Annotated in this window: 29 protein-coding genes and 2 pseudogenes; 16 read left to right on the top strand and 15 right to left on the bottom strand. The window is 34.7% G+C overall.

Annotated elements, in window-relative coordinates; all coding sequences use genetic code 11:
* The first annotated feature begins 54 nt into the window (after positions 1-54).
* On the top strand, positions 55-1,068 hold the full coding sequence (locus tag AC3WVA_RS10830) for a CPBP family intramembrane glutamic endopeptidase (protein WP_098344475.1): 1,014 nt from the start codon (positions 55-57) through the stop codon (positions 1,066-1,068).
* A 28-nt stretch (positions 1,069-1,096) separates the two neighbouring features.
* On the opposite strand, the gene AC3WVA_RS10835 is transcribed toward AC3WVA_RS10830, so the two are convergent.
* Together AC3WVA_RS10835 and AC3WVA_RS10840 are read right to left on the bottom strand one after the other, a co-directional pair.
* Entirely contained in the window at positions 1,097-1,279 is a 183-nt protein-coding gene (locus AC3WVA_RS10835; protein ID WP_030024226.1) for a DUF3913 family protein, read from the bottom strand.
* 100 nt (positions 1,280-1,379) lie between these two features.
* A complete protein-coding gene (locus tag AC3WVA_RS10840) occupies positions 1,380-1,832 on the bottom strand; it encodes an Lrp/AsnC family transcriptional regulator (RefSeq protein WP_001175499.1) in 453 nt (150 codons plus the stop codon).
* 63 nt (positions 1,833-1,895) lie between these two features.
* Here AC3WVA_RS10840 and AC3WVA_RS10845 point away from each other — a divergent pair, with 63 nt between their 5' ends.
* The 3 genes from AC3WVA_RS10845 (at position 1,896) to AC3WVA_RS10855 (ending at position 3,418) form a co-directional block, all read left to right on the top strand.
* Positions 1,896-2,387 (top strand): carboxymuconolactone decarboxylase family protein, encoded by a 492-nt coding sequence (locus AC3WVA_RS10845; RefSeq protein ID WP_141539624.1) that lies wholly within the window; start codon positions 1,896-1,898, stop codon positions 2,385-2,387.
* Positions 2,380-2,934: a cysteine hydrolase family protein gene (locus tag AC3WVA_RS10850; protein ID WP_098344473.1), complete on the top strand. Its 555-nt coding sequence runs from the start codon at positions 2,380-2,382 to the stop codon at positions 2,932-2,934. Before AC3WVA_RS10845 ends, AC3WVA_RS10850 begins: the two co-directional genes overlap by 8 nt.
* Before the next feature lie 85 nt (positions 2,935-3,019).
* A complete protein-coding gene (locus AC3WVA_RS10855) occupies positions 3,020-3,418 on the top strand; it encodes an SseB family protein (protein WP_087958001.1) in 399 nt (132 codons plus the stop codon).
* Positions 3,419-3,445: 27 nt separating this feature from the next.
* Here AC3WVA_RS10855 and AC3WVA_RS10860 read toward each other — a convergent pair whose 3' ends face one another.
* Positions 3,446-4,366 (bottom strand): S66 peptidase family protein, encoded by a 921-nt coding sequence (locus tag AC3WVA_RS10860; RefSeq protein WP_098521120.1) that lies wholly within the window; start codon positions 4,364-4,366, stop codon positions 3,446-3,448.
* 164 nt (positions 4,367-4,530) lie between these two features.
* On the opposite strand from AC3WVA_RS10860, the pseudogene AC3WVA_RS10865 reads away from it, so the two are divergent.
* From AC3WVA_RS10865 to AC3WVA_RS10875, 3 genes and pseudogenes are all read left to right on the top strand, one after another.
* Positions 4,531-5,130 (top strand): annotated as a pseudogene (locus AC3WVA_RS10865) (IS607 family transposase).
* The gene (locus AC3WVA_RS10870) at positions 5,127-6,284 is read left to right on the top strand and encodes an RNA-guided endonuclease InsQ/TnpB family protein (RefSeq protein WP_098344471.1); all 1,158 of its coding nucleotides are present in this window, start codon (positions 5,127-5,129) and stop codon (positions 6,282-6,284) included. Before AC3WVA_RS10865 ends, AC3WVA_RS10870 begins: the two are co-directional and overlap by 4 nt.
* 157 nt (positions 6,285-6,441) lie before the next feature.
* Positions 6,442-7,536 (top strand): NAD(P)H-dependent flavin oxidoreductase, encoded by a 1,095-nt coding sequence (locus AC3WVA_RS10875; protein ID WP_048526832.1) that lies wholly within the window; start codon positions 6,442-6,444, stop codon positions 7,534-7,536.
* Positions 7,537-7,553: 17 nt separating this feature from the next.
* On the opposite strand, the gene dltD is transcribed toward AC3WVA_RS10875, so the two are convergent.
* From dltD to AC3WVA_RS10900, 5 genes are all read right to left on the bottom strand, one after another.
* Positions 7,554-8,729, bottom strand: coding sequence for a D-alanyl-lipoteichoic acid biosynthesis protein DltD (gene dltD, locus AC3WVA_RS10880; RefSeq protein WP_098344470.1), 1,176 nt, complete (start codon positions 8,727-8,729; stop codon positions 7,554-7,556).
* Positions 8,726-8,965, bottom strand: a complete 240-nt coding sequence (dltC, locus tag AC3WVA_RS10885) for a D-alanine--poly(phosphoribitol) ligase subunit DltC (protein ID WP_000807310.1) — start codon at positions 8,963-8,965, stop codon at positions 8,726-8,728. Before dltC ends, dltD begins: the two co-directional genes overlap by 4 nt.
* Positions 8,966-9,034: 69 nt before the next feature.
* Positions 9,035-10,201 (bottom strand): D-alanyl-lipoteichoic acid biosynthesis protein DltB, encoded by a 1,167-nt coding sequence (gene dltB / locus AC3WVA_RS10890; protein ID WP_341013746.1) that lies wholly within the window; start codon positions 10,199-10,201, stop codon positions 9,035-9,037.
* Positions 10,198-11,712 (bottom strand): D-alanine--poly(phosphoribitol) ligase subunit DltA, encoded by a 1,515-nt coding sequence (gene dltA, locus AC3WVA_RS10895; RefSeq protein ID WP_492321907.1) that lies wholly within the window; start codon positions 11,710-11,712, stop codon positions 10,198-10,200. The genes dltB and dltA overlap by 4 nt, the downstream gene beginning before the upstream one ends.
* A gap of 12 nt (positions 11,713-11,724) precedes the next feature.
* Complete coding sequence (locus AC3WVA_RS10900) at positions 11,725-11,871, bottom strand: teichoic acid D-Ala incorporation-associated protein DltX (RefSeq protein WP_000440293.1); 147 nt, start codon at positions 11,869-11,871, stop codon at positions 11,725-11,727.
* A gap of 336 nt (positions 11,872-12,207) precedes the next feature.
* Between AC3WVA_RS10900 and AC3WVA_RS10905 the strand changes: the two genes are divergently transcribed.
* The 5 genes from AC3WVA_RS10905 (at position 12,208) to AC3WVA_RS10925 (ending at position 15,267) form a co-directional block, all read left to right on the top strand.
* Entirely contained in the window at positions 12,208-13,377 is a 1,170-nt protein-coding gene (locus AC3WVA_RS10905) for a M20 metallopeptidase family protein (RefSeq protein WP_098344468.1), read from the top strand.
* Positions 13,378-13,593: 216 nt separating this feature from the next.
* Positions 13,594-13,770 carry a hypothetical protein gene (locus AC3WVA_RS10910; RefSeq protein ID WP_063261919.1) on the top strand — a complete coding sequence of 59 codons (177 nt, stop codon included), beginning with the start codon at positions 13,594-13,596 and terminating at the stop codon, positions 13,768-13,770.
* Positions 13,763-14,209 carry a flavodoxin gene (locus tag AC3WVA_RS10915; RefSeq protein WP_000041153.1) on the top strand — a complete coding sequence of 149 codons (447 nt, stop codon included), beginning with the start codon at positions 13,763-13,765 and terminating at the stop codon, positions 14,207-14,209. Before AC3WVA_RS10910 ends, AC3WVA_RS10915 begins: the two co-directional genes overlap by 8 nt.
* A 24-nt stretch (positions 14,210-14,233) precedes the next feature.
* Positions 14,234-15,007: a hypothetical protein gene (locus AC3WVA_RS10920; protein WP_195756170.1), complete on the top strand. Its 774-nt coding sequence runs from the start codon at positions 14,234-14,236 to the stop codon at positions 15,005-15,007.
* Positions 15,008-15,105: 98 nt separating this feature from the next.
* Complete coding sequence (locus AC3WVA_RS10925; RefSeq protein WP_048526840.1) at positions 15,106-15,267, top strand: hypothetical protein; 162 nt, start codon at positions 15,106-15,108, stop codon at positions 15,265-15,267.
* Between the two features lie 2 nt (positions 15,268-15,269).
* On the opposite strand, the pseudogene AC3WVA_RS10930 reads toward AC3WVA_RS10925, so the two are convergent.
* Positions 15,270-16,171: pseudogene (locus AC3WVA_RS10930) on the bottom strand (aminoglycoside phosphotransferase family protein).
* 105 nt (positions 16,172-16,276) lie between these two features.
* Here AC3WVA_RS10930 and AC3WVA_RS10935 point away from each other — a divergent pair.
* Positions 16,277-16,774, top strand: coding sequence for a biotin transporter BioY (locus tag AC3WVA_RS10935; RefSeq protein ID WP_098344465.1), 498 nt, complete (start codon positions 16,277-16,279; stop codon positions 16,772-16,774).
* 64 nt (positions 16,775-16,838) lie between these two features.
* On the opposite strand, the gene AC3WVA_RS10940 is transcribed toward AC3WVA_RS10935, so the two are convergent.
* The 3 genes from AC3WVA_RS10940 to AC3WVA_RS10950 form a co-directional block, all read right to left on the bottom strand.
* Positions 16,839-16,988, bottom strand: a complete 150-nt coding sequence (locus AC3WVA_RS10940) for a hypothetical protein (RefSeq protein ID WP_000744621.1) — start codon at positions 16,986-16,988, stop codon at positions 16,839-16,841.
* 19 nt (positions 16,989-17,007) lie between these two features.
* Positions 17,008-17,181, bottom strand: a complete 174-nt coding sequence (locus AC3WVA_RS10945) for a hypothetical protein (RefSeq protein ID WP_000343559.1) — start codon at positions 17,179-17,181, stop codon at positions 17,008-17,010.
* A gap of 69 nt (positions 17,182-17,250) precedes the next feature.
* Positions 17,251-18,615 carry an MATE family efflux transporter gene (locus AC3WVA_RS10950; RefSeq protein ID WP_048526841.1) on the bottom strand — a complete coding sequence of 455 codons (1,365 nt, stop codon included), beginning with the start codon at positions 18,613-18,615 and terminating at the stop codon, positions 17,251-17,253.
* Between the two features lie 181 nt (positions 18,616-18,796).
* On the opposite strand from AC3WVA_RS10950, the gene uppP reads away from it, so the two are divergent.
* Positions 18,797-19,588, top strand: coding sequence for a bacitracin resistance undecaprenyl-diphosphatase (gene uppP / locus AC3WVA_RS10955; RefSeq protein WP_048526842.1), 792 nt, complete (start codon positions 18,797-18,799; stop codon positions 19,586-19,588).
* A 30-nt stretch (positions 19,589-19,618) separates the two neighbouring features.
* Here uppP and AC3WVA_RS10960 read toward each other — a convergent pair whose 3' ends face one another.
* Positions 19,619-20,206 carry a thioredoxin family protein gene (locus AC3WVA_RS10960; RefSeq protein WP_116746392.1) on the bottom strand — a complete coding sequence of 196 codons (588 nt, stop codon included), beginning with the start codon at positions 20,204-20,206 and terminating at the stop codon, positions 19,619-19,621.
* A 33-nt stretch (positions 20,207-20,239) separates the two neighbouring features.
* Complete coding sequence (locus AC3WVA_RS10965) at positions 20,240-20,671, bottom strand: YrvL family regulatory protein (protein ID WP_492321908.1); 432 nt, start codon at positions 20,669-20,671, stop codon at positions 20,240-20,242.
* Positions 20,672-20,833: 162 nt separating this feature from the next.
* On the opposite strand from AC3WVA_RS10965, the gene AC3WVA_RS10970 reads away from it, so the two are divergent.
* Positions 20,834-21,253 (top strand): MarR family winged helix-turn-helix transcriptional regulator, encoded by a 420-nt coding sequence (locus tag AC3WVA_RS10970; protein WP_000081439.1) that lies wholly within the window; start codon positions 20,834-20,836, stop codon positions 21,251-21,253.
* A 136-nt stretch (positions 21,254-21,389) separates the two neighbouring features.
* Positions 21,390-21,545: a hypothetical protein gene (locus tag AC3WVA_RS10975; protein ID WP_042982698.1), complete on the top strand. Its 156-nt coding sequence runs from the start codon at positions 21,390-21,392 to the stop codon at positions 21,543-21,545.
* Positions 21,546-21,567: 22 nt separating this feature from the next.
* Here the strand turns inward: AC3WVA_RS10975 and AC3WVA_RS10980 are convergent, their stop codons facing one another.
* Complete coding sequence (locus AC3WVA_RS10980) at positions 21,568-22,803, bottom strand: dicarboxylate/amino acid:cation symporter (RefSeq protein ID WP_071758901.1); 1,236 nt, start codon at positions 22,801-22,803, stop codon at positions 21,568-21,570.
* Between the last annotated feature and the right edge of the window lie 273 nt (positions 22,804-23,076).

Genomic DNA, 23,076 nt, shown 5'->3' on the forward strand with positions numbered 1-23,076 from the left:
ATTATAATTTAGTTATCACACCATTTATTTTTACTATCTTTGGAGGTGTTCTATATGCACTATGCATTTTCACACATAAGACTACGCAGTTTTTTTGGATGGATGATTATAGGATTGTTCCTTACGATGATCCCATTAAGTCTAGCAAATGTTTCTGAGAATACGATGGAGGTTATTTCACAAATAACTGTATTTTTTGTATTTCCGTTATTTTGGTTATACGTAAAAACAAATAAAAATAATGTTGTATTCAATAGTTTTTTTGATAAACCAGGACGTTTACCGTGGGGATTAATTGTATTAGCAACGATAATGGGAATGATTTTTTCAGTTGGTATATCTCATATTCAATTTTACATATTAGCACATACGTTACCGAATTTCTTAGTTACTATGTTAGAAGACGGAAATGTTATTAACACGAGTAACGTATATATGACGATATTTACTTTCATTTCAGCGTGTGTGTTAGCACCTATTATGGAAGAGGTTATTTTTAGGGGATTCTTTTTACAGCGAATGGCTTACAAATGGGGAATTAAAAAAGCTGTAATCATATCTTCACTGATTTTTGGTCTAGGACATTTTGATGTTATTGGCGCGTTCATGTTTGGCGTTGTTATGTGTCTTTTATACATAAAGACGAAAAATATATGGACGAATATCGCTGTACACGCTCTAAATAATTTCATTGCAACAAGTATGCAATTTGTCGGTGGAGAAGAGAGTAGCGCAATTTCAATTCCTGAATTACAAGCGCAAAGTAATTTATGGATCGGTATCGGTCTTACAGTTGTTGGGTTACTTTGGTTAATTCCTTACGTTTGGAAACAATGGCGCAAGGTAAAAGAAGTGGGTGTGCCACCAGTGCGTTTTATAAATGAGGAAAAAGCAGTGAGTGCATTACAAGAAAATGAAGTGTATAGTCAAGTGATCGTAACAGATAGACTAATGGCTGTAGAGCTACCAGATGAGGCTGTAAATAAGCTCGGGTTAGAAGAAAATAATTATGTAACAGTATCTGTAGAAGAAGATAAAATCGTTATAAAGAAAGCGCGTGATAGATAATTAAAAAGTAGCTCTTAGGAGCTACTTTTTAATTTGTAATAATTTCTACACGAAAATTATTACCGTTCTTTACATATTTAATATCTGTAACAGTGCGGACTGTTTTTAAAATCTCAACTTTTTCACCAATTCGAGGGATAGTCGGAACATTATCCCAAATGCCAAGCAATTCATCTAATTGTGCCGTTTTTTCATAAAACCAGATTTTCAATGTAAAGCCCCTTTCTAGAACTTTATGTATTTTAATACATAATATATTATTTTTATTCTTATTGTAAGGGGTTTTTTTATATTTTATGAATAAAAATTAATTAATTTTCTGGGAAGATATGTTCAATATCAGGAGTAAGAGATACTTCTGATAATACGATATGAGAAACAGTAGTTGCATATGAGGAAACATCATTGATAAATTCTTCAAGTTCAACGAGTGAAGGAACAGAAATTTTTACAATGTAGCATAAGCTTCCTGTAACGCGGTAACAAAAACTTGCAGATGGATAAGACTGAATAAACTGTTGCATACGTGTTGTATCACCATTTTTTAAAGTGATTTCTAAAATACAATCTAAAACAAGTCCTGCTTTTTTATAATCGATATCGATTGTGTACTTTTGAATCACGCCTTCACTTTCCAGTTTACGAACACGTTCTGCAGTAGATGGAGCAGATAAATTCACTCGCTTTGCCAATTCACGCATGGACAGGCGACTATCATTATATAATTCATTTAAAATTTTTCGATCAACACGGTCTAGTTGCATTTGTAAATATACCTCCAGTAAAATAATGATTTTTGTAAAGGGAAAATATAAATTAAGATTCATATGAAATGTAAAGTGAACTTTATTTATTTTACAATAAAACAGAAGGAAATAGGAGGGGAAATGATGGAGAGAATTTTATTATCAAATGTAGGAGATACAAAGTTTCAAAGGTTATTAGGTCATAATCCGGAAATATTACATTCGTGGAGTACATTAGAAAATACATTATACAATAAAGGAACTCTTTCAGCAGAGTTAAAGGAGCAAGTGAGAAGAACATTAGCGTATGGGAATGAATGCCCGTACTGTATGGCAAAGGGAAGGCCTGATGATATGCAAAAGGTAGAAGAAATTGGTGTAGCAGTTACTTTTGCGCATACATTTATTCATGACAAAAAGGCGATAGATGATACTATGTTTCATGTATTGAAACAATATTGGACGGAAAAAGAAATTGTAGAGCTTTGCGCTTATATTTGTTTTATTACTGCGTCACAACAATTGGGTTTTCTGTTTCAATTACAGCCGAAAGAAGGAGAAAATGATGAATAATCAAATAGCACTTATCATAATTGATGTACAAAAAGCATTTCAATTACCATACTGGGGTGAGAGAAATAATCTTTTTGCTGAAGAAAATATGAGAATTTTGTTAGCAGAATGGAGAAAAAGGAAACGACCAGTTTTTCATATTCAACATGTAAATAAAGAAAATGATCAGTCGATGTTTTATGAGGGAGCAGAAACTGTTAACTTTAAAGAAGAAGTGAGACCACTGTCAGGTGAAGTGGTTATTCAGAAAACCGTTAACAGCGCGTTCATTGGAACAAATTTAGAAGAGCAATTAAGAGAAAACAAATGTAATGCAGTAGTGATTGTAGGATTAACGACAAATCACTGTGTGGAGACTACGACACGAATGGCAGGGAATTTAGGATTTACAACGTATGTAGTGCGTGATGCGACGGCTACTTTTAATCGTAAAGGTCTAGATGGTAAAGAGTATAGTGCAGAAGATATTCACAATATGACACTTGTAAATTTACATGAAGAGTTTGCTACGATTGTGACGACAAAAGAAGCGTTAAAATTATTTTAAGAAAATAATTGCGAATTATGTAGAAAAAAATAAGAATATTTCGTATAATCTAAGTACAATCATTTTGAAATAGGGGTGGCATCATATGGAGCAAATTCCGGTAAAGAGAATAGAAGAAGTACTTGTTGTAGCAGGGAACGATAAACAGAAGCAAAAGGAATTTTATGAATTGCTCTTATCTACTGAGTTTTATGTTGCTGGTTCACTAGAAGCAGAGGACGGGGCAACAGAAGGAATACTTCGTTTGCGTCATTTCCAAGGAGAGGATAGATGGATCGTTCCGTTCTTTACACAAATGGAATTTGTAAAAGATGTGTTGCCAGAAGGAACGCCCCTTATTACGATACGTGGGAAAGAGTTATTTGGTAGTATTGAGAAAGATGCTACAGCAGTATTAAATGTTGGCACTGATATTAGTAAAACATTTATTCCAGAAGAAATTGCAGATATCGCATCTGGACGAATCTTTAATTATTATAAATAAAAGGAAAAGCGGAATCGCTTTTCCTTTTTAATTTGAAAACGGAGTGACTATGCCAGAGGAAATAGAGAGTGTTTTATTATTTGTATTTATTGTCGCTGTAGCTCCAAGAGGAATCCCGATGTTTGGGCTTATATGACCGATCGGTAAATCGAATAGAACAGGTATATGATATGGTGCGAAATATTCATATAGTATTGTTTGTAATGATTGAGATGGTTTAGAAGGAGTACAGTCGTGACAACTTGTAAAAATAACGCCACTACATTCATTGAATTTTCCAGATAAAAGTAGCTGATTTAACATACGGTCAATGCGATATGGTTCTTCTCCAATATCTTCAAGGAGCAAAAGTTTATTAGCCGTATTTATCTCATAGGATGAGCCAATTATACTCGTTAATACAGTTAAATTCCCTCCTGTCAACGTGCCTGTAACAGTACAGGAAGAGGTAGGTACGATACATTCTGAAGCAGATAAGATGGTGGAATACGGATGGAATAGTTGATTGAAAGAAGATAAAGAAAGAGAATCTACCCCTTTACCTAACTCTTCCACCATTGGGCCATGAAAAGTAACGAGCTTTGCATAACGTGAAAAGGCAGTATGTAAAGCTGTAATATCGCTATATCCCCAAAAGATTTTTGGATTTTGCCGAATGATTTCATATTGAATGTGAGGGAGGAGACGGGCACTTCCGTAACCACCTCGTGCGCAGAAAATGGCCTTTACTTCATGATTTGAAAAAGCTTCATGTATATCATCGAGCCGAACTTGATCACTTCCAGCTAAATATCCATATTTCTCATAAACACTTTTTCCGATTACTACAGATAACCCCATTTCTTGTAGTACGTTTCCCCCTTTTAATACATTTTCAATTGTTGGTGGGCCGGACGGTGCAATAATCATTACTGTATCACCTTGTTGTAAAGCTGTTGGATATATCATTGTTTTCAGCCTCCTTCACTTTCAATATATTCGCTTCATAGGAAGTTCAACCCTTGTAAAAGAAGGGGAAAGTTTGTCAAATAAAGAAGATATAAGGGGAATAGGAGGAAGAAACAGTAAACAAAAGCATAGACAAAAGTAGGCATATATAGTGAAAAGTAATTATGAAACAATATAAACCAAAAGAATTTTCAGAAATGCTTAATGTCTCTGTTAAGATATTGTAAAGGTGGGACAATCAAGGTGTTTTAACTGCTTACCGAAACCCAAAAGGAAGAAGATATTATACAGAAGAACAGTATAAGGAATATATGGGTATTCAAGAAGAAAATAAAGTAGGCAAAGTAGTTATTTACACAAGAGTATCAAATTCAGGTCAGAAAGATGATTTAGAAAATCAGGTTGAGTTTTTAAAAACATTCGCAAATGCACGAGGAATGATTGTAGATGAAGTTATCAAAGATATTGGTAGCGGATTAAACTACAAAAGAAAACAGTGGAATAAACTGATTGACAGTTGTATGGAAAGAAATATTTCGACGATCATCATTGCACACAAAGATAGATTTGTATGTCTTGGATATGATTGGTTTGAAGGGTTTCTTTGTAAAATGGGAGTGGAAATTATGATTGTTAACAATGAGAAACTATCTCCTCAAGAAGAACTTGTTCAGGATTTAATATCTATCATTCATGTATTTAGCTGTAGAATATATGGGTTGAGAAAATACAAAAAGAAAATGTCGGAGGATGAAGACTTATGAAAAGAGCATATTTAATAGAAATCAAACCGACAACTGAACAAGTTAGTAAAATCCGTCAAACTATTGGGGTGTGTCGATATGTATATAACCTGTATATCTCTAAAAATAAAGAGGTATATGAGTCGGAGGGGAAATTTCTTAGTGGCTATGACTTTTCCAAATGGCTAAACAACATTCATATAAAAGAGTGTGACCAGTGGATTAAAGAAGTGTCGAGCAAAGCGGTAAAACAAGCGATTATGAATGGAGATAAAGCTTTTAAGCGATTTTTTAAAGGTTTATCTAAGTTTCCACGATATAAAAAAAAGAAGAAGCAAGATGTGAAGTGCTACTTTCCGAAAAACAACAAAACAGATTGGACAGTAGAAAGACATAGAGTAAAAGTCCCTACAATTGGTTGGATAAGGTTAAAAGAGTATGGATATATTTCAAAAAATACAACTGTAAAAAGTGGTATAGTATATCAAAGAGCAGGAAGATACTATGTGTCTATACTCTGTGAAGTGAAAGAGGTAAAACCAAATTCAATTCTCAATGCAGTAGGTATAGGAATTGATTTGGGAATTAAAGACTTCGCTGTACGTAGCGATGGAAAAACTCACAAAAATATAAATAAAACAGTACAAGTAAAAAAGATAGAAAAACGGTTAAAACGTGAACAACGCTCTTTATCACGCAAATTTGAAAATATAAGAAAGAGAGGTGAACAACCTGTTACTAATAAAAGAGCGAATATAAACAAAAATATTCTTAGGGTGCAAAAACTACATGCTAGGCTAGCAAATATTCGATTAGCGTATGTAAAGTCTATTGTAAATGATGTGGTGAAAACCAAGCCAATGTTTATTACAGTAGAAGATTTGAATGTGAAAGGTATGATGAAGAACAAACATCTATCTAAAGCTGTAGCGCAACAATGTTTTTATGCTTTTAAAACATGGTTATTAACGAAATGTAGGGAATATGGAATTGAACTACGGCAAGTGGACAGATTCTATCCATCTTCTAAAATATGTTCATGTTGCGATCAAAAAAAGTCGGATTTAAAGCTGTCTGACCGAGTATATACATGTGATTGTGGAAATGTAATGGATAGAGATTTAAATGCATCTATCAACCTTTTACAAGCAAAAAAATATACAATACTAACGTAAATAGATTGTATATATGTACGGTGGGCTACATCGGAATTTACGCCTGTGGAGTGTCACAGCAAACTGTAGTAGCAAGTGATTAGCGAGGCAGGGCACGTAGAAGCAGGAATACTCTAAGAATATACATTTGTCTATATTTTTAGTAGCAGGAGAAATGATGTTTACAAGTCGAGTTATAGATATATTACAAATTAAGTATCCAATCATTCAAGCAGGTATGGCGGGTGCGATTACGACGCCAGAACTTGTTGCAGCTGTAAGTAATAGCGGAGGATTAGGAACGCTTGGAGCAGGCTATATGAGCCCTGAACAAATTCGTGACGCAATTTATAAAATAAGGGAACGAACGGATAAGCCTTTCGGTGTTAACTTACTGTTAACGAAAGAGATACAGATAGAAGAAGAGAAGGTAATCTTGGCAAAAAGATTACTTAGCGGAGTGAATAGAGAATTCGGTATAGAGGAAGAAGAGCAGGTAAAGCTTCCAAAAAGTTATAAAGAACAATTACAAGTGTTAGTAGAAGAAAACGTGCCAGTCGTTAGTTTTGCATTTCAAACGTTAGAAAAAGAAGAAATAGATGACTTAAAAAGAAGAGGAATAAAAGTCATCGGAACAGCTACTCATGTGGCAGAGGCGAAAGTACTTGCTGAATTAGGAGTAGACATTATTGTCGGTCAAGGTAGCGAAGCAGGAGGGCATAGAGGGACATTTATCGGAAAAGAACAGGACGCTATGATTGGGACATTCGCATTAATTCCGCAGTTAGTAGCAACAGTCCCGCATATCCCAATTGTTGCAGCAGGTGGTGTAATGAACGGACAAGGGCTTGTTGCGGCATTTACACTGGGGGCAGAAGCTGTACAAATGGGATCTGCTTTTTTAACGAGTGAAGAAAGTATTACGCATGATGTATATAAACAAGCGGTTTTACGTAGTACAGATACAAGTACAACTGTGACTCGTGCGTTTTCCGGGAAATATGCACGGGGTATTCGTAATGAATTTATAGAGAAGCATGAAGGGAAAGAAGAAGGGCTTCCGATGTATCCAGTACAAAATGTATTAACCTCTAAAATACGCCAAGAAGCAGCAAAACATAATAAAGGAGAATATATGTCGCTTTGGGCAGGACAAGCGTCATCATTAGCACGAATAGAATCGGCCCAGCATGTAGTGGAGCGAGTGATGAAAGAAGCAGATAGCGTAATCGAACAATTGCAAAATGTATATAGAAAAAGACCACTTGAATAATTCAAGCGGTCTTTTCATTAGTTTGCTTTATAAAATTGTTGGACGGCCTCATCGATATAAACCCAGCCTTTCCAACCTAAGTGCATATGATCCTTTAAGAAGTATTTATCATACTCATGATTTGAGAAGTCGGCAATTGGATAGCCAGCTTTCTCAATTTGCTCATGAACTTTCTTATAGTACAATTCACGGCGTTCTTTCGGGAAGCCAGCGTAATCGTACCAAGGACCTTTTACAGGGACAGAAATGAAGAGTGGTTTTGCACCAGATTGTTTTAATAAATCAAGTACAATTTGTAAATCTTCATATTCTGGCGATTGATCATAAGCATCATTTTTTAAGTAGCCTTCACGTTGCTTTAATTTCTTCTTGATTTTGCTATTGAAGTAACCATCTTCGATACCATATTCATTAGATCCAGATTCTGCTGCACCTGTTTGATCTGCATGTTTACGAGCTTCATCCCAGTTCATTTGTTTTAATGAAGGATCAAGCTTTTCTTTATGCGGTTTAATATCAAACATTGCTGTAAATAAATCTTTGCGATCTAAAATGTTACGATAAATATAAGCGAAAGGTTTAGCAGCAAGTGCTTTTATTTTATGCTTTGTATCATCGTAAACGATACCTTCAAGCGAAATTTTAAGTAAAGTTTCTTTCTTAACAATCTCAAAGTTTAATAAGCGCTTTGCAATTTGCTTTTTCATTTCAGGTTTTACATCATCGTTGAAAATGAAGTGGTAACCTTGTTGTTTTGAAAAGTTAGGTGCAAAGTGTGTTTCATCAATACCTTGTGGAACAAACCATTGCGGAGAAAGAACGAATACCATTTTCTTATCCTTCAATTGATCCATTGTAGATGCAAAGTTTAATACATGTACAAGGTCTTGTGTTCCACCGCGTCCAAGTAGGAATGGTGTGAATCCTTCAGGCTTTACTTTAAAATAATTCGATGGATGGTAAGCATCCATACGTGCGAACTCCGATGATCCATACATCGGAAGGTATTTCGAGTCTGCTAACATCTTTTGCTGTAAAATCATACTTTGAATCTTTTCTTCTTTTAAAGAAGTGGCAGCTTGTTCTACTTTTTCATCACTTAAAAGTGGAAGTAGGAAGCGCGTTGGAATAAGTAAGAATACAGCAAAAAGGGCCAATGCTAAAAGCATCGGACCAAATTTTGCTTTGTTCATCGGATTTCTTCCAACTTCTTAATAACCATGTTTGGAGTAGCCCACTCGTCACGGTCAAAATCAGAAATAGAAACTTCAATATCTAAACGCTCTTGGAATTCAACTAATAAAGATACTACAGCGAAAGAATCAAGAATACCTTCTTCAAATAACTGAACATCTAAGTTTTCTTTCACAATATCGTTTTCACATACTTCTTCTAAAATATCTAATACTTGCTCTTTGAATTCTGCCATTTTTAAAATCTCCTTTATATCCGAAATATATTATATGTGCAACTTCTTACTAGTTATAAGAAGGGTGCATTAAAAGTATCTGTTAAGGTGTCCAGAGAAAATGAGGAAACCGAAACATACAACGTGGAACGTAATTACAATCGCAAGGACGTGTGTAAATTTATTGTTTGGCCAAAACTTATGCTTCTTGTTTTTTCGTTCGAAAATATCGAATAAAATGAACAGTGCGGCATGATAGAGACCATAAATAATGTATTGATACACATGCTCACCAGTAATATGCCAAATTCCCATGATGAAAAAGTTTAAAAATGCACCGATATACGAAATTGTGTAACGGTTCTTAATTAACTTTTTCTTCGTTGCAAAAAAGACGAAACGCATGTAAATAAAATCACGGAACCAGAATGATAAACTCATGTGCCAGCGGTTCCAGAAGTCTTTAATATTACGGCTAATGAATGGCTTATTAAAGTTTTCTGGCGTTTTAATTCCCATCATATAACTTACACCAATTACAAATGAGCTATAACCAGCAAAGTCAAAGAATAAATATAAGCTATAGCTATACATGTAAATTATATTAGATAGAATTGTATCTTGCTGTGCAAATGCCGGATCCATAAAATATTGCTTTATTAAGTAAGCGATAATAAATTTATACAAGAAACCTTGGAAAATACGGTTTAATCCTGTATATAGTAAATTTTGATATTCTTCTGCACTAGGTGGCTTTTGAATATCTTTTTGGAATCTACGGTAACGATCGATAGGGCCCGTTGAAATAGCTGGGAAGAATAAAACGAATTCCCAAAAATTAAAGAAGGATAGTTCTTTAATTAAACCATCACGAACTTCAAATACCATTTGTACGGCCCTAAATGTTACATAAGACATACCTAAAAATACAATGAACTTTAGATCAGGTGCAAATGGTGCGATTTTTGCCAAAATAAGTGGCAAAATTGATAAAATAACAGCTATACAAAATGTGAATGTACTATTATTTTGTTTTCTTAAAAGTAAATAGCCTTTAATTAGGGCATATTGCCAAATGATAAATGCGGCTAACATAATCGCTTGCTTCGGTTTATCCGAGAAGATAATAGCAAGCATGACTAATGTTAAAAAGGCATTATATTTACGCAACATTTTACCTTTTAATCCAGCTATGATAGTAGGTATTAATAAAATGCCCACTATAGCGAAAAAATAAAATGATCCATATGCGGTCATGCTGTAACCTCACTCAATAATTTTTTGCGATCTACCTTTCCATTTGGTGTCATTGGAATAGAAGATTGATACATGAATTTACGTGGAATCATGTAGTTTGGTAATCGCTCATTGAGTTCTTTTTTGATTGCAGATGTTAATTTGAATTCTTTTTCAAATGAATGTTCGCCAGGAACAACAACCGCTAATAAATAATCGTATTTCTCACCTTTTTTAATTGGAACGATAACTGCTCCTTCTACGTAAGAACACGCACGAAGGTGATGCTCAATTTCTTCTAATTCCATTCGATAACCATGCAGCTTAATTTGGAAATCAAGACGACCATTATAGAATAGAAGACCATTTTCAACATAGCCAGCATCGCCTGTTTTATAGGCGCGCTCACCGTCAATCATAGTAAATGCTTTTTCTGTTAATTCAGGGCTTCCTAAATATCCAACGCTTACGCTTGGACCGACAATTACGATTTCACCTTTTTCACCATCAGGTGCGATCGTGCCATCTTCTTTCATAATAAGAAGGCGGCAATCTGATTTACAGTAGCCAACTGGAAGTGATTTGTATTGATCAAGCACTTCTTCTGTAACGTGAATACCTGTTACAGCGACAGTAGCTTCAGTTGGACCGTACGTATTCATAATTGTTGCTTTCGGGAAACGCTCAATTAATTTTCTAGCTACTTCATTTGGTAACACTTCACCGCAGAATAGGAATGTTTTCATGTTCGGTAGCATACTCTCAGAGAAAGATGCTTCCATTAAACACATCTCTGCGAAAGATGGTGTTGAAGTCCATACTTGTATATCCGATTGCTCTAAAGAAGCAAACAAGTCTTTTGGACGTGCAATCATATCTTTATCGATTGCCCAAAGTGTACCACCTGTTACTAATGATGGGTAAATATCCATGACAGATAAATCGAATGAGAAAGGTGCTTGATTTAAGAATACTTGCCCTGTTTGTAAGATGAAATCTTCTACAGCCCATTTTGTAAAGCTTACAAGACAGTTATAAGTAATCTGAACCCCTTTCGGATTACCTGTGCTTCCTGATGTGTAAATAATGTAGAAGTTCTCATCACCTTTTACCGCATGTTCAGGATTTGGAATGTTCCCTTTATGAGTAAAGAAAATATCTTTTAAGTTGTCTTCACTTACAATGCGAACTGGTAAATCAGTAACAGTTACTTCAGTTCCTGATAAAAGTAGTTTCGCACCAGAATTTTCAGCGATACGTTGTACACGATCAGCTGGGATAGATAAATCTACAGGAATATAAGCATGTCCAGCTTTTACACATCCTAAAAAGTTAATAATCATTTCAGGTTGCATATGGCCATACACCATAATTGGTGAACGATCATCTGGATACGCAGAAGAAATCCAATGTGCTAACGCATCAGAATCTTCCTTTAATTGTTTGTACGTAATTTTCGCATCTCGCCAAACAAAAGCAGTTTGATCAGGCGTTTCAATAGCCCATTTTTCAATTTGTTCTAATAACTTCATAACGTTCCCACCCTAGAATTCATTGTAAATAAATGTACTTGTGTTTGTATCATGGAATCCATACAACCAAAGTAATGCAAATAAAATTGCAAGGTAATAAACCGTCTTTGCAACCCATTGTGTGAGTGGTCGAGACCATATCTCTTTTAATCTTTCCATGTCTTTCCCTCTCTTAATAAAATAATAGCTCTTTGTAGGTATCATGTCCTACATTATTGTGAAAAAAACAAAATTCCACATTTTAGGTAAAAATAAGTCAAAAGGCTCTTTTCTGATATTAGCACTAAATACTAAAAAAGAAAATCCCTAACTTAGCAATTATATTACATTCAGCACCAATTTGTAATGGGTTTGATATGTAAATAGGAAGTGGATTGTGTGAATGTATAAAAGTGGTCTGGGAGAATGGATAGGAATGTAATATTTGTTTGAATTTTTGAGTTTTTCATAGTTAATGTATGAATTGTTAAAGTTTCGTAAAAGGAGGAATTTCTGATGAAGAGAATGTGGAAGGATCTTATTTCAGAAGACAACATTATGAAATGGAGACGGTATTTTCATAAACATCCGGAATTATCATTTCATGAAAAAGAAACTTCACAATTTATATATGATACATTATGCTCATTTTCTTCTTTTGAAGTAACGAGACCGACGAAGTATAGTGTACTAGCAATTAAAAGAGGAACAGAAAAAGGGAAAGTAGTTGCGATTCGGGCTGATATAGATGCTTTGCCAATTCAAGAGGAGACAAAGAAATCTTATACGTCTATAAATAAAGGAGTGATGCATGCCTGTGGGCATGATGCTCACGCCGCTATTTTGTTAAGTACAGCAGAAGGACTATCAAATATAAAGGAAGATTTTGCAGGTGAAATCCGTCTATTCTTTCAGCACGCAGAAGAGGAATATCCTGGCGGCGGACAAGAAATGGTTGAGGCAGGCGTGATGGACGGTGTTGATTATGTAATTGGTTTACATGTTATGTCAGGGCTTGAGAGTGGGAAGATTGGAATTGCTTATGGTCCGATGATGGCGGCGCCAGACGTATTTACAGTTGAAATTCAAGGGAAAGGAGGGCATGCGGCGAGGCCAGAAGAAACGATAGATCCTATTGCTATCGGAGCGCAGATTATTACAAATCTACAACATATCGTATCAAGAAATACAAGTGCTTTCATGCAAAGAGTCGTTTCAGTTACGCAGTTTCATGGAGGAATGGCTGATAATATCATTCCTAGCACAGCAACTTTAATGGGAACTGTTCGTTCATTTAATCAAGCATTAAGGGTGGAAGCAGAAGAGAAAATTGAGAAAATCGTGAAAGGAATTACAGAAGCACATGGAGGGGAGTATACATATTCGTATCGATATGGATATGATCCGGTTATTAATGATGAATATATTACGAAAGTAGTAGAAGAAAGTGCACTACATTTGTTTGGGAATGAGCGTGTTGTGAAGCTTGAACCTTCTATGGGAGGAGAAGATTTTTCAGCATATTTAAGAAAAGCACCTGGTTGTTTCATTAAACTAGGGACTGGTAATAAAAAGATAGATACTTGCTACCCGCATCATCATCCGAAATTTGATGTAGATGAATCAGCTTTAATTTATGGAGTGGAACTATTTTTAGAGACAGCGATAAGACTACTAAAATCATAAAAAAAGGCAACTGCGCTCTATCGCAGTTGCTTTTATTTCTTTCCGTCAGAGAGGGCTGAGAAAGAACTATGCTCATTTATAGTATATGAATAGCTAACGGACAAGCTTGTACATTTTAATCATTTTTTAAAAAATAGTTGTTGACAGTGATAATCAATGTCAATTAATCTAAAAGTAGTTGAAATTGATAATTATTATCAATAGGATGGATGCGACATGTTAATGAGAAAAAAATTTCACCTTCTGCGGAGGGGATTAAAAGATAAAAATAAAGAAGTTGATCAGCATATGGAATGGCAACGAAATGTAATTCGTTCTGAATATGTAGATGAGAAGAGTACGCTTCTAACAGAAAAAGAGATACAAGGTAAAAGGAGAGATTCAGTTGAGTAAGTTAGTAATGATTTTTGCAAGTATGAGTGGAAATACAGAGGAAATGGCTGATCATATTGCCGGCGTGATTCGTGAAACAGAAAATGAAATTGAGGTTATTGATATTATGGATTCACCAGAAGCTTCTATACTAGAACAGTATGATGGAATTATTTTAGGTGCATACACTTGGGGAGATGGTGACCTTCCTGATGATTTCTTAGATTTTTATGACGCAATGGACTCTATTGATTTAACTGGGAAAAAAGCGGCAGTCTTCGGGTCATGTGATTCAGCTTATCCAAAGTACGGCGTAGCGGTTGACATTTTAATAGAAAAGCTACAAGAGCGCGGAGCTGCAGTTGTGTTAGAAGGACTAAAAGTAGAATTAACGCCAGAAGATGAAGATGTAGAAAAATGTTTACAGTTTGGAGCTGAATTTGTAAAACACCTTTCTTAATGGCAGAAGGGAGATGAAGAGCAAGTGCACGAGAAAATCGCAATCAAAACGATGACAGATTATCATTTGTATGATTTTATGCGTTGCCCGCATAAATTTTATTTTCGTCATATAAAAAGAAGAGAACCTTCTTCGTTTGAATGGCAACAAATCGCACAAATGATTGTGAATCGAATTATTAACGAATATTACACACTACCTGCGGGCCAACAAACTAAAATCGTACTTTTAATATTAATAGAAAAGTATTGGAAAAAAGTAAGGATTAATATGTTTGCTTCGAAGACGGAGTATTATATTGTGTTAGCGAAGCTAACAGATCACTTATTACAGTTTGTTGAAAGAGATGATAGTCAGACACCGCCGTTATTTTTATATGAAAAATTTCAAACATATATGGAAGAGTTAGGTGTCCACATGTCATTGACATTAGAAGTTGGTGAGTGGAGTACTGAGTCGTTTGTAATTAAAAAGTATGTTGTCGATGCGGATGAGGAAATGCTTGCTCTTTGTCAAAAGTTAATGACAGTATTTAGTTATAAAGCTTTCGGCATTCTTCCAGGAAAAATTGAAGTAATTAATTTAATAGAAGGAACTAAGTACGAGTACATTCCGAAACAGGAAGATATTATAACTGGAATGGCTGATTTATCTAGAATGAAAGAAATGTTACAGCAACCTGAGCATTATACAGAGCGTCAGTTTCGTTCTGAGTGTATAAGTTGTGCATTTCGTAGCGAATGCCAAGGGGAAGAAGTAAAGAAAGAAGCGAAGCAGAAGAAAAATATCGTACATTAAAGGATGCAATGTTGCATCCTTTTTTGTTATTGACATGAAAAGCTTTTCATCATTTACCGTATATTTGTAGCAGATTTTAATAAAGGGAGGAATAATCAATGAAAGATGAAACGAAAGTATTTCAATGGTTAAAAGAACAGAATGCTCCTTTTGGAATTCAACTGCAAATTTTACAGGCATTTCAACTGTATAAAGTTATTGTTGAAATGGATAAAAAGTTAATGTTGTATGAGGAGAGAGAGCATAGGGAGAGAATGTAATCTCATCTCTGTAGTATTACTTTTAGTTGTTCTATGCCAGCTATGAATTCAAGTTCATTCTTTTTTCAAAGTTATAAATTATATTATGTAGTAAAGGGCTGTATTGATAAAAGGTAGTGATGCGGTGAATGAGTAATGGATCATGGTGTGAAGTAAGTGTACAGTATTGTTCATATACTGATGTAGTAAATTCATGCCCGAAATCATAATATAGCCCAGCAAAGTCAAAGGCGGGATCTCCAATTTGAGCATCACCAAAATCGATAATCCCTGAAATATCTTTATTTTGGTTATCAAATAAAATGTGATGATGTGTAAAATCAGCGTGAATAATTGTATTTTGAAAAGTGGTTGTATGGATACAAGTAAAGAAATTTTCGAACAAACGATTTAAAGATGAACGCTGTAACAAAGTAAGACTGTTAGTAACATACTGATTTAACTTAGTTTGTAGCTCTTTCCAGTAGGTAAGTGTTTTTTCAACAGGGAATCCTAACGTTGTACCTTGTTTTAAAGGAATACTATGTAGGGTCGCAAGGAAGGTAGCTAATTGTGTAATAATTATTTTCAGTTCTTTATCCTCAAGCTTAATTACTATGTCTGTTTTTAATGGTTCACCATGAATGAGAGTATAGTAACTACAAAACGGAATAGTATCAGTATCTTTTCTATAGAATAGGTGATACTGTGGGACCTCAATTTCATGTAGTGAATAAGAGAGACGTGTGCATAGTTCTTTTTCTAACGGAATGCGCATTGCATAATCCTGTTTTCGTGGGAAACGAAACAGTAACTCATCATTTACGATAATCGCTACATTATCCCATCCTTCTTCATTTTGTTTATAGGAGTGTATAGAAAGATTAGGTAAAGCTTCTTTTATATATTGTTTGTAAGAGTCCATCATTGTTCCTCATTTCAAAGATAAGTTATTCCACTTCATGATATCAGAATTTTCTTTCTAAATGTTAAAATATAACTATCATTATGAAGAGGGAGCGGGATTGTTATGAAGAAAAGAATACTAATCACTTCTTTATGTATCGCTTTTGGAGTGTTTTGGTCATATAAAGAGGCGGTTTTTGCTAGCTATAAACCGATTGATCAGTACGGGTTAAATAAGGGATTACAGAACAAAAGTATAGAAACTTTAACTCATAATGAAATGAAAAAGGTAGGAGAACATTTTGTGACAGAGCAACTATCAGTGTTTGAGTTTCATAATAAAGAAGATGTGAAACGAAAAGGTGAAGAAATATTTGTAAATAGAGGGTATGAGCAATTAATGAAAAATTATTATCCAAATCGTTTTCAGGATTTAGAGTATAAATTTATAAACGAGGAGATACGTGAAGTGAGGGATGAAAGTTTTCTCTATAAAACTGTAGCATACGTTGCGGGTACTGAAAATGGTAAGAGAAGCGAAATGAAATTGAATTATGAAATGAAACTTGTAAAGATTAATAATATATTTAAAGTGTTAGAACAAAAGCAGTACGTACAATAAAGTGAAACATGAACCAGTACCATAAATAGCGGTATAAAAAAATCCCCCAGTTCTTTGAGGGATTCTAAAGGTTTTCATTTTGCTGACCAAGTTCTTTTTGAGCAATATATAAATTGCCTTGCTCAACTTGTTTCTGAGTAAGAACAGAATCACCTGCATATCCTTTTTCTGTTTTTACAGTTCTTTTTGAACGATTGGAATTTTGTTTCTTCATATTAATAAATCACCTTCCATCAAAAATAAACGAAAATGATAAGCACAAGTAATACAGCAGCAAAGATAGTAATACCCATTAAAAACGAAGTGTTTTTATATTTAGGTGGCTTATGTACATCTTGCCGATATCCAGGTGAAATTTCAGGGGCGAATTCTTCATCGAATGATTGCTTTTTCTCTTTTTCGTCCATATGCATCCACCTTTCTTTTTCATTATGTTATACGTTCATAGAAAAAATATGCATAAAGAAAACCACCCTCTATCGCGAGCGGTGGTTTTCTGTTGTGTATTGTCTTTGCACTTGAAAGAGGCGGACAAGAAGGAAGATGGCGCCAAATGCTAGACCGATAATAAGACCAATCCAATATCCTTTTGCTGCCCAGTCCGTATACGTTGCTAATATGTAACCGAGAGGGAGACCTATTACCCAATAAGCGATTAATGTCATAATTAAGGCAACATTTACGTCTTTATAACCACGTAGAGCCCCTTGTACAGGCGTTGCAATTGCATCTGAAATTTGAAATAAAATCGCAAATATAAGAAATTCTTTTGCTAAATGATGAACTTGTACATCTGTCGTATAAATAGAAGCAATTTCATCATCAAAGAAGTAAAGAAGAATGGAATACAATAGGGCGAATGCAAGTGCTAAGCCAATTCCAATAAATCCATATTGTTTCGCGTTATTATATCGTTTTGCTCCAACTTCGAATCCAACAGCGATGGTCATTGCCATTGCTAAACTTAAAGGAGTCATATATAACAAGGAAGCGAAGTTCATAGCTGCTTGGTGGGCTGCAATTGTTGTCGTACTAAAATTACTCATCATAAGTGTTACCGCAGCGAAAATACTCGTTTCAAAAAAGATAGCAAATCCGATAGGGACACCAAGTTTTAAGAATTCTTTCCAACTTGAAAGAGAAGGACGATACAATTGTTTAAAGATATGGAAAGATGCAAAAGGCTCTTTCGTACGAATAATTATAACGGTAATAATTAAAATGCACCAATAGGTTGCTGCAGAAGCAATTGCTGCTCCGACACCACCGAGTTTTGGAAAACCGAAATGACCGAAAATTAATACATAATTTAATACTACGTTAATTGGTAATGATAGTAATGTAATGATCATCGTTGTACGAGTTTTTCCTAATGCATCAATAAATCCGCGTAAAACAGTGTAAGTAAATAAAGGAATAATTCCAATTGCAATAATACTTAAAAACTGTGCTGCAATACGTTCCACAGGCTCTTCTAATCGCATGCCGTTTAAAATAGGTGAAACAGCGAAGAATCCGATAAGGATAACAACAAAACTAGCACAAATAGCTAAATATACTGCTTGTATAACAACGTGAGGAACATCCTCTTTTTTCTTAGATCCAACGAGTTGTGCAACAATTGGAGTAGTGGCCATCAAAATACCTGTTAATCCCGTACTAACTGGAATCCATATACTTGTTCCAATCGCGACACCTGCTAAATCAATAGGGCTTGCATGTCCTGACATTGTCGTATCGAAAAAACTCATTGCAAATAATGACATTTGCGTTACGAAAATCGGGAAAAATAGTAATACAAATTGCTTTAATTTTTGTGAGAATGAATTAGTTTCTTTCATAAAATCCCCTTTCCGCTAAAAAAACAAACTCTTACTATCATACAATTTAATCAAAAAATAGAAAAGGAATACGCGTATACAACATGTACAATCAATAAAAAAAAGATGCACTTTAAAAGGGGATAAGGTATTATGATAAGGTGTGAAAAATTATATATTCGTTATTAAGGAGGCACTACTCGTGGCTGATTGGTTAATTGGAATAATCATGGGTGCTGTTGAAGGTTTAACAGAGTTTTTACCAGTATCATCAACAGGACATATGATTTTAACAGGTCATTTACTTGGATTTAACGACGAGAGAGCGAAAGTTTTCGAAGTTGTTATTCAATTGGGATCGATTTTAGCAGTTGTTGTTATATTTTGGAAGCGTCTATGGTCTTTAGTAGGTGTAGGGAAAGTAACAGAAGGACCATCGTTAAATTTATTACATATTATTATCGGGATGATTCCTGCCGGCGTACTTGGCGTATTGTTCCATAGTACGATTAAAGAAGTTTTATTTGGGCCAGGCCCAGTTGTCATTAGCTTAGTGGCTGGTGGTATTTTAATGATTGTTGCTGAGAAGTTTTCAAAACCAAGTACAGCAAGAACATTAGATGAAATCACATATAAGCAAGCATTTACAATCGGAATGTTCCAATGTTTAGCGCTTTGGCCAGGATTTTCTCGTTCTGGTTCTACAATAAGTGGTGGTTTATTAGCTCGCGTGTCACATACAGCCGCGGCTGAATATACATTCATTTTAGCAGTACCAATGATGGTAGCTGCAAGTGGCTTAGATTTAATTAAAAGCTGGGATATATTAAGTGCGGCTGATATACCGTTATTTGCAACAGGATTTATTACAGCATTCATTGTTGCGATGCTTGCAATTGTTTCATTCTTAAAATTATTATCTCGTGTAAAACTAACACCGTTTGCTTACTACCGTTTCATTTTAGCTGCGGTATTCTATTTCTTCATTATGTAATAAAAAAACTGCCGAGTTCGGCAGTTTTTTTTATTTTACTACTTTTTCCATCATGCTTTCCATTACATGTTCCCAAAGAGAAGTATCATCGGCTAATGTAGCCCGGAAATTAGCGTACATTTCTTTCTGTTTCTCTTCGAATGTTGGATCCTCTTTTTCAGGCAATGTAGCGCGCATTGAAGTTACTAACTCTTGTACTTTTGGAGCGCGTGGTCCCCAAACGGCTTGTTCATTTCCATCTTTATCAATGAAAATAAAGATTGGAATCGCACGAGCTGTTCCATTTGTTAAATATTGATCCATTAATTCTAAGTTTTCATCGCGAATTAATAATGACATTTCAATGTTTGCAACTTCAGAAATTCGTTTCATAACAGGTACGCATAAAAGAGCGTCACCACACCAATCAGCTGTTAATACGATAACACGCCAGCCATCATTTTGACGTTCTTCTAATACAGGAAGTAACTCATTTGGAATTAAAAAGTTATTGTAAATGTGCAGTAGCTCGTATTGATTTACTTTCATTTCATTCACATATGTATCAAAGGACATACCTTTATCAGCCCATTGTAGTAAGTTCATAAATAACACCTCTTTAGTATGATTTGTTTTCATTGTACCAATTTTTATATAGAAAAGCTTGTATTCTTACTCTTTCTTGTCGCTTAATAATTTATTTAATAGAAAAAGGAATAGTACGACACATACTTCAGCAATGTTGGATAGTTGTACGCTCTCTATCCAATCGTCAGCGGTATGAATGACGAACCAATTTAGCGTAATTTCAATGATTGCGAAAAGGGTAATAGAAAGCCAATTTGGTATGTTTTCTGTCATTGGATATAACACTGCCTTGAAGAAACTGAATATGAAAAATATAATACCGTCTAAGAAAGTAATTAATAAAAAAAATAGAAGTAAGGCAGTGCGCGACCTAGACTCTACACCAGTAATATGAAAGATTCCTACATATACAAAAAATATAAATGCAAAAATTATAATGAGGAACAGAATAACAAAACCAATAAGCAAAGTTTTATCTTTTAGATTGAAATTAGAAAATTTGTCTTCTTCACCCACTATTCCACCCCCTTTTTTTGGAAATGCAACTTCATTTTATCATGAAATGTTTATTAAAAAACTACGAATTATGGGAAAATAAGATGACAAAAAGTAAGATTTCATGTAAAATTATTAATAAGGTTTTTATTTAACTAAATGAAATAAAAGGAGCTGTCAAAGTTGTCTCAAAATCGAGAGCAATTAATGGAAGAACTATCGACAAATGTTTTTGCTATGTTCCGCACGTTGCGTAATGATATCGGAAAAATATTTGGTGGTTACATACCGTGGAATGAGTTCATCGTCCTTAGAATATTGAATCGTACGAATAAAGAAATGGTATCACGTGTAGCGAATGAGTTAAATGTGTCGAATAGTCATATTACAGCTGTTACAGAAAAATTAATTAATAAAGGTTTTGTAACTCGTTCACGTTCTACGTCAGATCGACGAGTTGTATATTTGGAGATTACAGAACAAGGAAAAGATTTAGTTGCGAAAATGGAAGGTGCGAAAAAACAATATTTACAAGAAAGATTTTCTACGCTTTCAGAAGAAGAAATGAATATAATGATATCTATTTCTAAAAAACTTATTTAAGTCATTATTAGTAAGAAAACGCTTACGAAGAAAAGATGAAGACTTTCCTTATATGAGGAAGGTCTTCTTTCGTATGTAAAAGATTATAAAAAAGAAAATATGTAACATACTACTAGTAAAGAAAGGGGGCAGAAATATGACAAATCGTAATGGTAGTAAAGGGAGTGGAAATCAAGGCTCACCGAAATCAGGTCAATTTCAGCAAGAGTTTAGTTCTGAATTTGAGACTGGTAATGATAATAAAGGAAAAGAATATCGTTCGAAAAAAGGAAGTAAATCAAAAAAGGAGTGAATTAATTCACTCCTTTTTTGATTTAAGATGCTGCAGATTGATCCGTATTATATTTTTCTTCTGATTTTGCGACAATCATTGCGCAAATTGCATCACCAGAAATGTTTACAGCTGTTCGTGACATATCTAGAATACGGTCAATACCGATAATTAAAGCAATACCTTCTACTGGTAGATTTACTTGATTTAAAACCATCGTCAGCATTACTAGTCCAACACCTGGTACGCCCGCAGTGCCGATACTAGCTAGTACAGCAGTTAATACGACGATAGCTAATTGGGACATAGTAAGTTCAACACCATATACTTGAGCGATAAACACAGTTGCTACGCCTTGCATAATGGCAGTACCATCCATATTAATCGTTGCACCTAGTGGTTGTACAAAAGAACTTATCGCTTTTGGAACGCCAAGTTTTTCTTGTGCTGTTTTCATTGCAAACGGAAGAGATGCATTAGAGCTAGATGTACTAAATCCAATTGCCATTACCGGTCCGAAATGTTTAAAGAAACGGACAATGCTTTCTTTTGCTAATACCTTTAATAATCCGCCATAGACGAAGACGCCGTGAATAATAAGTACTAGCATAACGACAATCATATACTTGAACATCGCAGCGACGCCTGCAAGACCCATTTTCCCAACGGATGAAGCAAGCAACCCAAATGTTCCGATTGGAGCTAATTTCATAACGAGATTAACAAGATACGTCATTAATTCGTTGCCCTGTTCAAGTAATGAATGAATACCTTGGACACGTTTTCCTAAAATAGCTATACCAAGTCCAATTAATACGGCAAAGGCAATAATTTGTAACATGTTTCCATCAGCCATCGCTTTTGCTGGGTTATCTGGTACGATATTTAGCAATGTATCAACGAAAGATGTTTCGGTTTTTGCACCTTCATATTTCAGCCCTTCGGTTTTAAAATTACCACCAGATCCTGGTTGTATAATAAGTGCAAATGTAACTGCAATAGAGATGGCAACGGCTGTAGTTACAAGAAAGAATGAAATTGATTTTAAGCCGATTCTTCCAAGTTGCTTCGGGTCCCCAAGCCCAGCAGCTCCAAGTACGATAGAAATGAATACAACAGGAACAACTAGCATTTTAATGAGGCGAATAAACAATTGACCAAGTGGATTGAATACATATTGATTTAATGGTTCAAAAATGGATGGTGCAGCTAAATTTAAAGTGAGTCCGACAACTAAACCGAGAAATAATGCAATTAAGATTGCTTTTGTTTGTTTCAATAAAACCCCCTCCTTATTTTTGTGAAATTACTTTCTAAATTAATTGTACCGAAAAATTACCTATTTTGACAGTTTTTTCTGAATATTTTGTATAAAAGTATCTATTTAAATATAGATTGCCTTTGCTAAAGTAAGCGGAAAAAGTTAAATAATCTATTTAGAAAACAAAATAGACCATCGCATAGGATGGTCTAGGGAAGGGGACAATTTATGTCAATTTAATTAGGGATGGAAGTTGTTCAAGACACTGGGGAATGTCTTATAAATTAGGGA

Source organism: Bacillus sp. EB106-04-02-XG92 (assembly GCF_058791995.1).

Bases quoted from the DNA above. Each gene is read 5' to 3' on its own strand.
- AC3WVA_RS10830 (WP_098344475.1), top strand. From the start codon at position 55: ATGCACTATGCATTTTCACACATAAGACTACGCAGTTTTTTTGGATGG.
- AC3WVA_RS10840 (WP_001175499.1), bottom strand. From the start codon at position 1,832: ATGCAACTAGACCGTGTTGATCGAAAAATTTTAAATGAATTATATAAT.
- AC3WVA_RS10845 (WP_141539624.1), top strand. From the start codon at position 1,896: ATGAAATGTAAAGTGAACTTTATTTATTTTACAATAAAACAGAAGGAA.
- AC3WVA_RS10850 (WP_098344473.1), top strand. From the start codon at position 2,380: ATGAATAATCAAATAGCACTTATCATAATTGATGTACAAAAAGCATTT.
- AC3WVA_RS10855 (WP_087958001.1), top strand. From the start codon at position 3,020: ATGGAGCAAATTCCGGTAAAGAGAATAGAAGAAGTACTTGTTGTAGCA.
- AC3WVA_RS10860 (WP_098521120.1), bottom strand. From the start codon at position 4,366: ATGATATATCCAACAGCTTTACAACAAGGTGATACAGTAATGATTATT.
- AC3WVA_RS10870 (WP_098344471.1), top strand. From the start codon at position 5,127: ATGAAAAGAGCATATTTAATAGAAATCAAACCGACAACTGAACAAGTT.
- AC3WVA_RS10875 (WP_048526832.1), top strand. From the start codon at position 6,442: ATGTTTACAAGTCGAGTTATAGATATATTACAAATTAAGTATCCAATC.
- dltD (WP_098344470.1), bottom strand. From the start codon at position 8,729: ATGAACAAAGCAAAATTTGGTCCGATGCTTTTAGCATTGGCCCTTTTT.
- dltC (WP_000807310.1), bottom strand. From the start codon at position 8,965: ATGGCAGAATTCAAAGAGCAAGTATTAGATATTTTAGAAGAAGTATGT.
- dltB (WP_341013746.1), bottom strand. From the start codon at position 10,201: ATGACCGCATATGGATCATTTTATTTTTTCGCTATAGTGGGCATTTTA.
- dltA (WP_492321907.1), bottom strand. From the start codon at position 11,712: ATGAAGTTATTAGAACAAATTGAAAAATGGGCTATTGAAACGCCTGAT.
- AC3WVA_RS10900 (WP_000440293.1), bottom strand. From the start codon at position 11,871: ATGGAAAGATTAAAAGAGATATGGTCTCGACCACTCACACAATGGGTT.
- AC3WVA_RS10905 (WP_098344468.1), top strand. From the start codon at position 12,208: ATGAAGAGAATGTGGAAGGATCTTATTTCAGAAGACAACATTATGAAA.
- AC3WVA_RS10910 (WP_063261919.1), top strand. From the start codon at position 13,594: ATGTTAATGAGAAAAAAATTTCACCTTCTGCGGAGGGGATTAAAAGAT.
- AC3WVA_RS10925 (WP_048526840.1), top strand. From the start codon at position 15,106: ATGAAAGATGAAACGAAAGTATTTCAATGGTTAAAAGAACAGAATGCT.
- AC3WVA_RS10935 (WP_098344465.1), top strand. From the start codon at position 16,277: ATGAAGAAAAGAATACTAATCACTTCTTTATGTATCGCTTTTGGAGTG.
- AC3WVA_RS10940 (WP_000744621.1), bottom strand. From the start codon at position 16,988: ATGAAGAAACAAAATTCCAATCGTTCAAAAAGAACTGTAAAAACAGAA.
- AC3WVA_RS10945 (WP_000343559.1), bottom strand. From the start codon at position 17,181: ATGGACGAAAAAGAGAAAAAGCAATCATTCGATGAAGAATTCGCCCCT.
- AC3WVA_RS10950 (WP_048526841.1), bottom strand. From the start codon at position 18,615: ATGAAAGAAACTAATTCATTCTCACAAAAATTAAAGCAATTTGTATTA.
- AC3WVA_RS10960 (WP_116746392.1), bottom strand. From the start codon at position 20,206: ATGAAAACAAATCATACTAAAGAGGTGTTATTTATGAACTTACTACAA.
- AC3WVA_RS10975 (WP_042982698.1), top strand. From the start codon at position 21,390: ATGACAAATCGTAATGGTAGTAAAGGGAGTGGAAATCAAGGCTCACCG.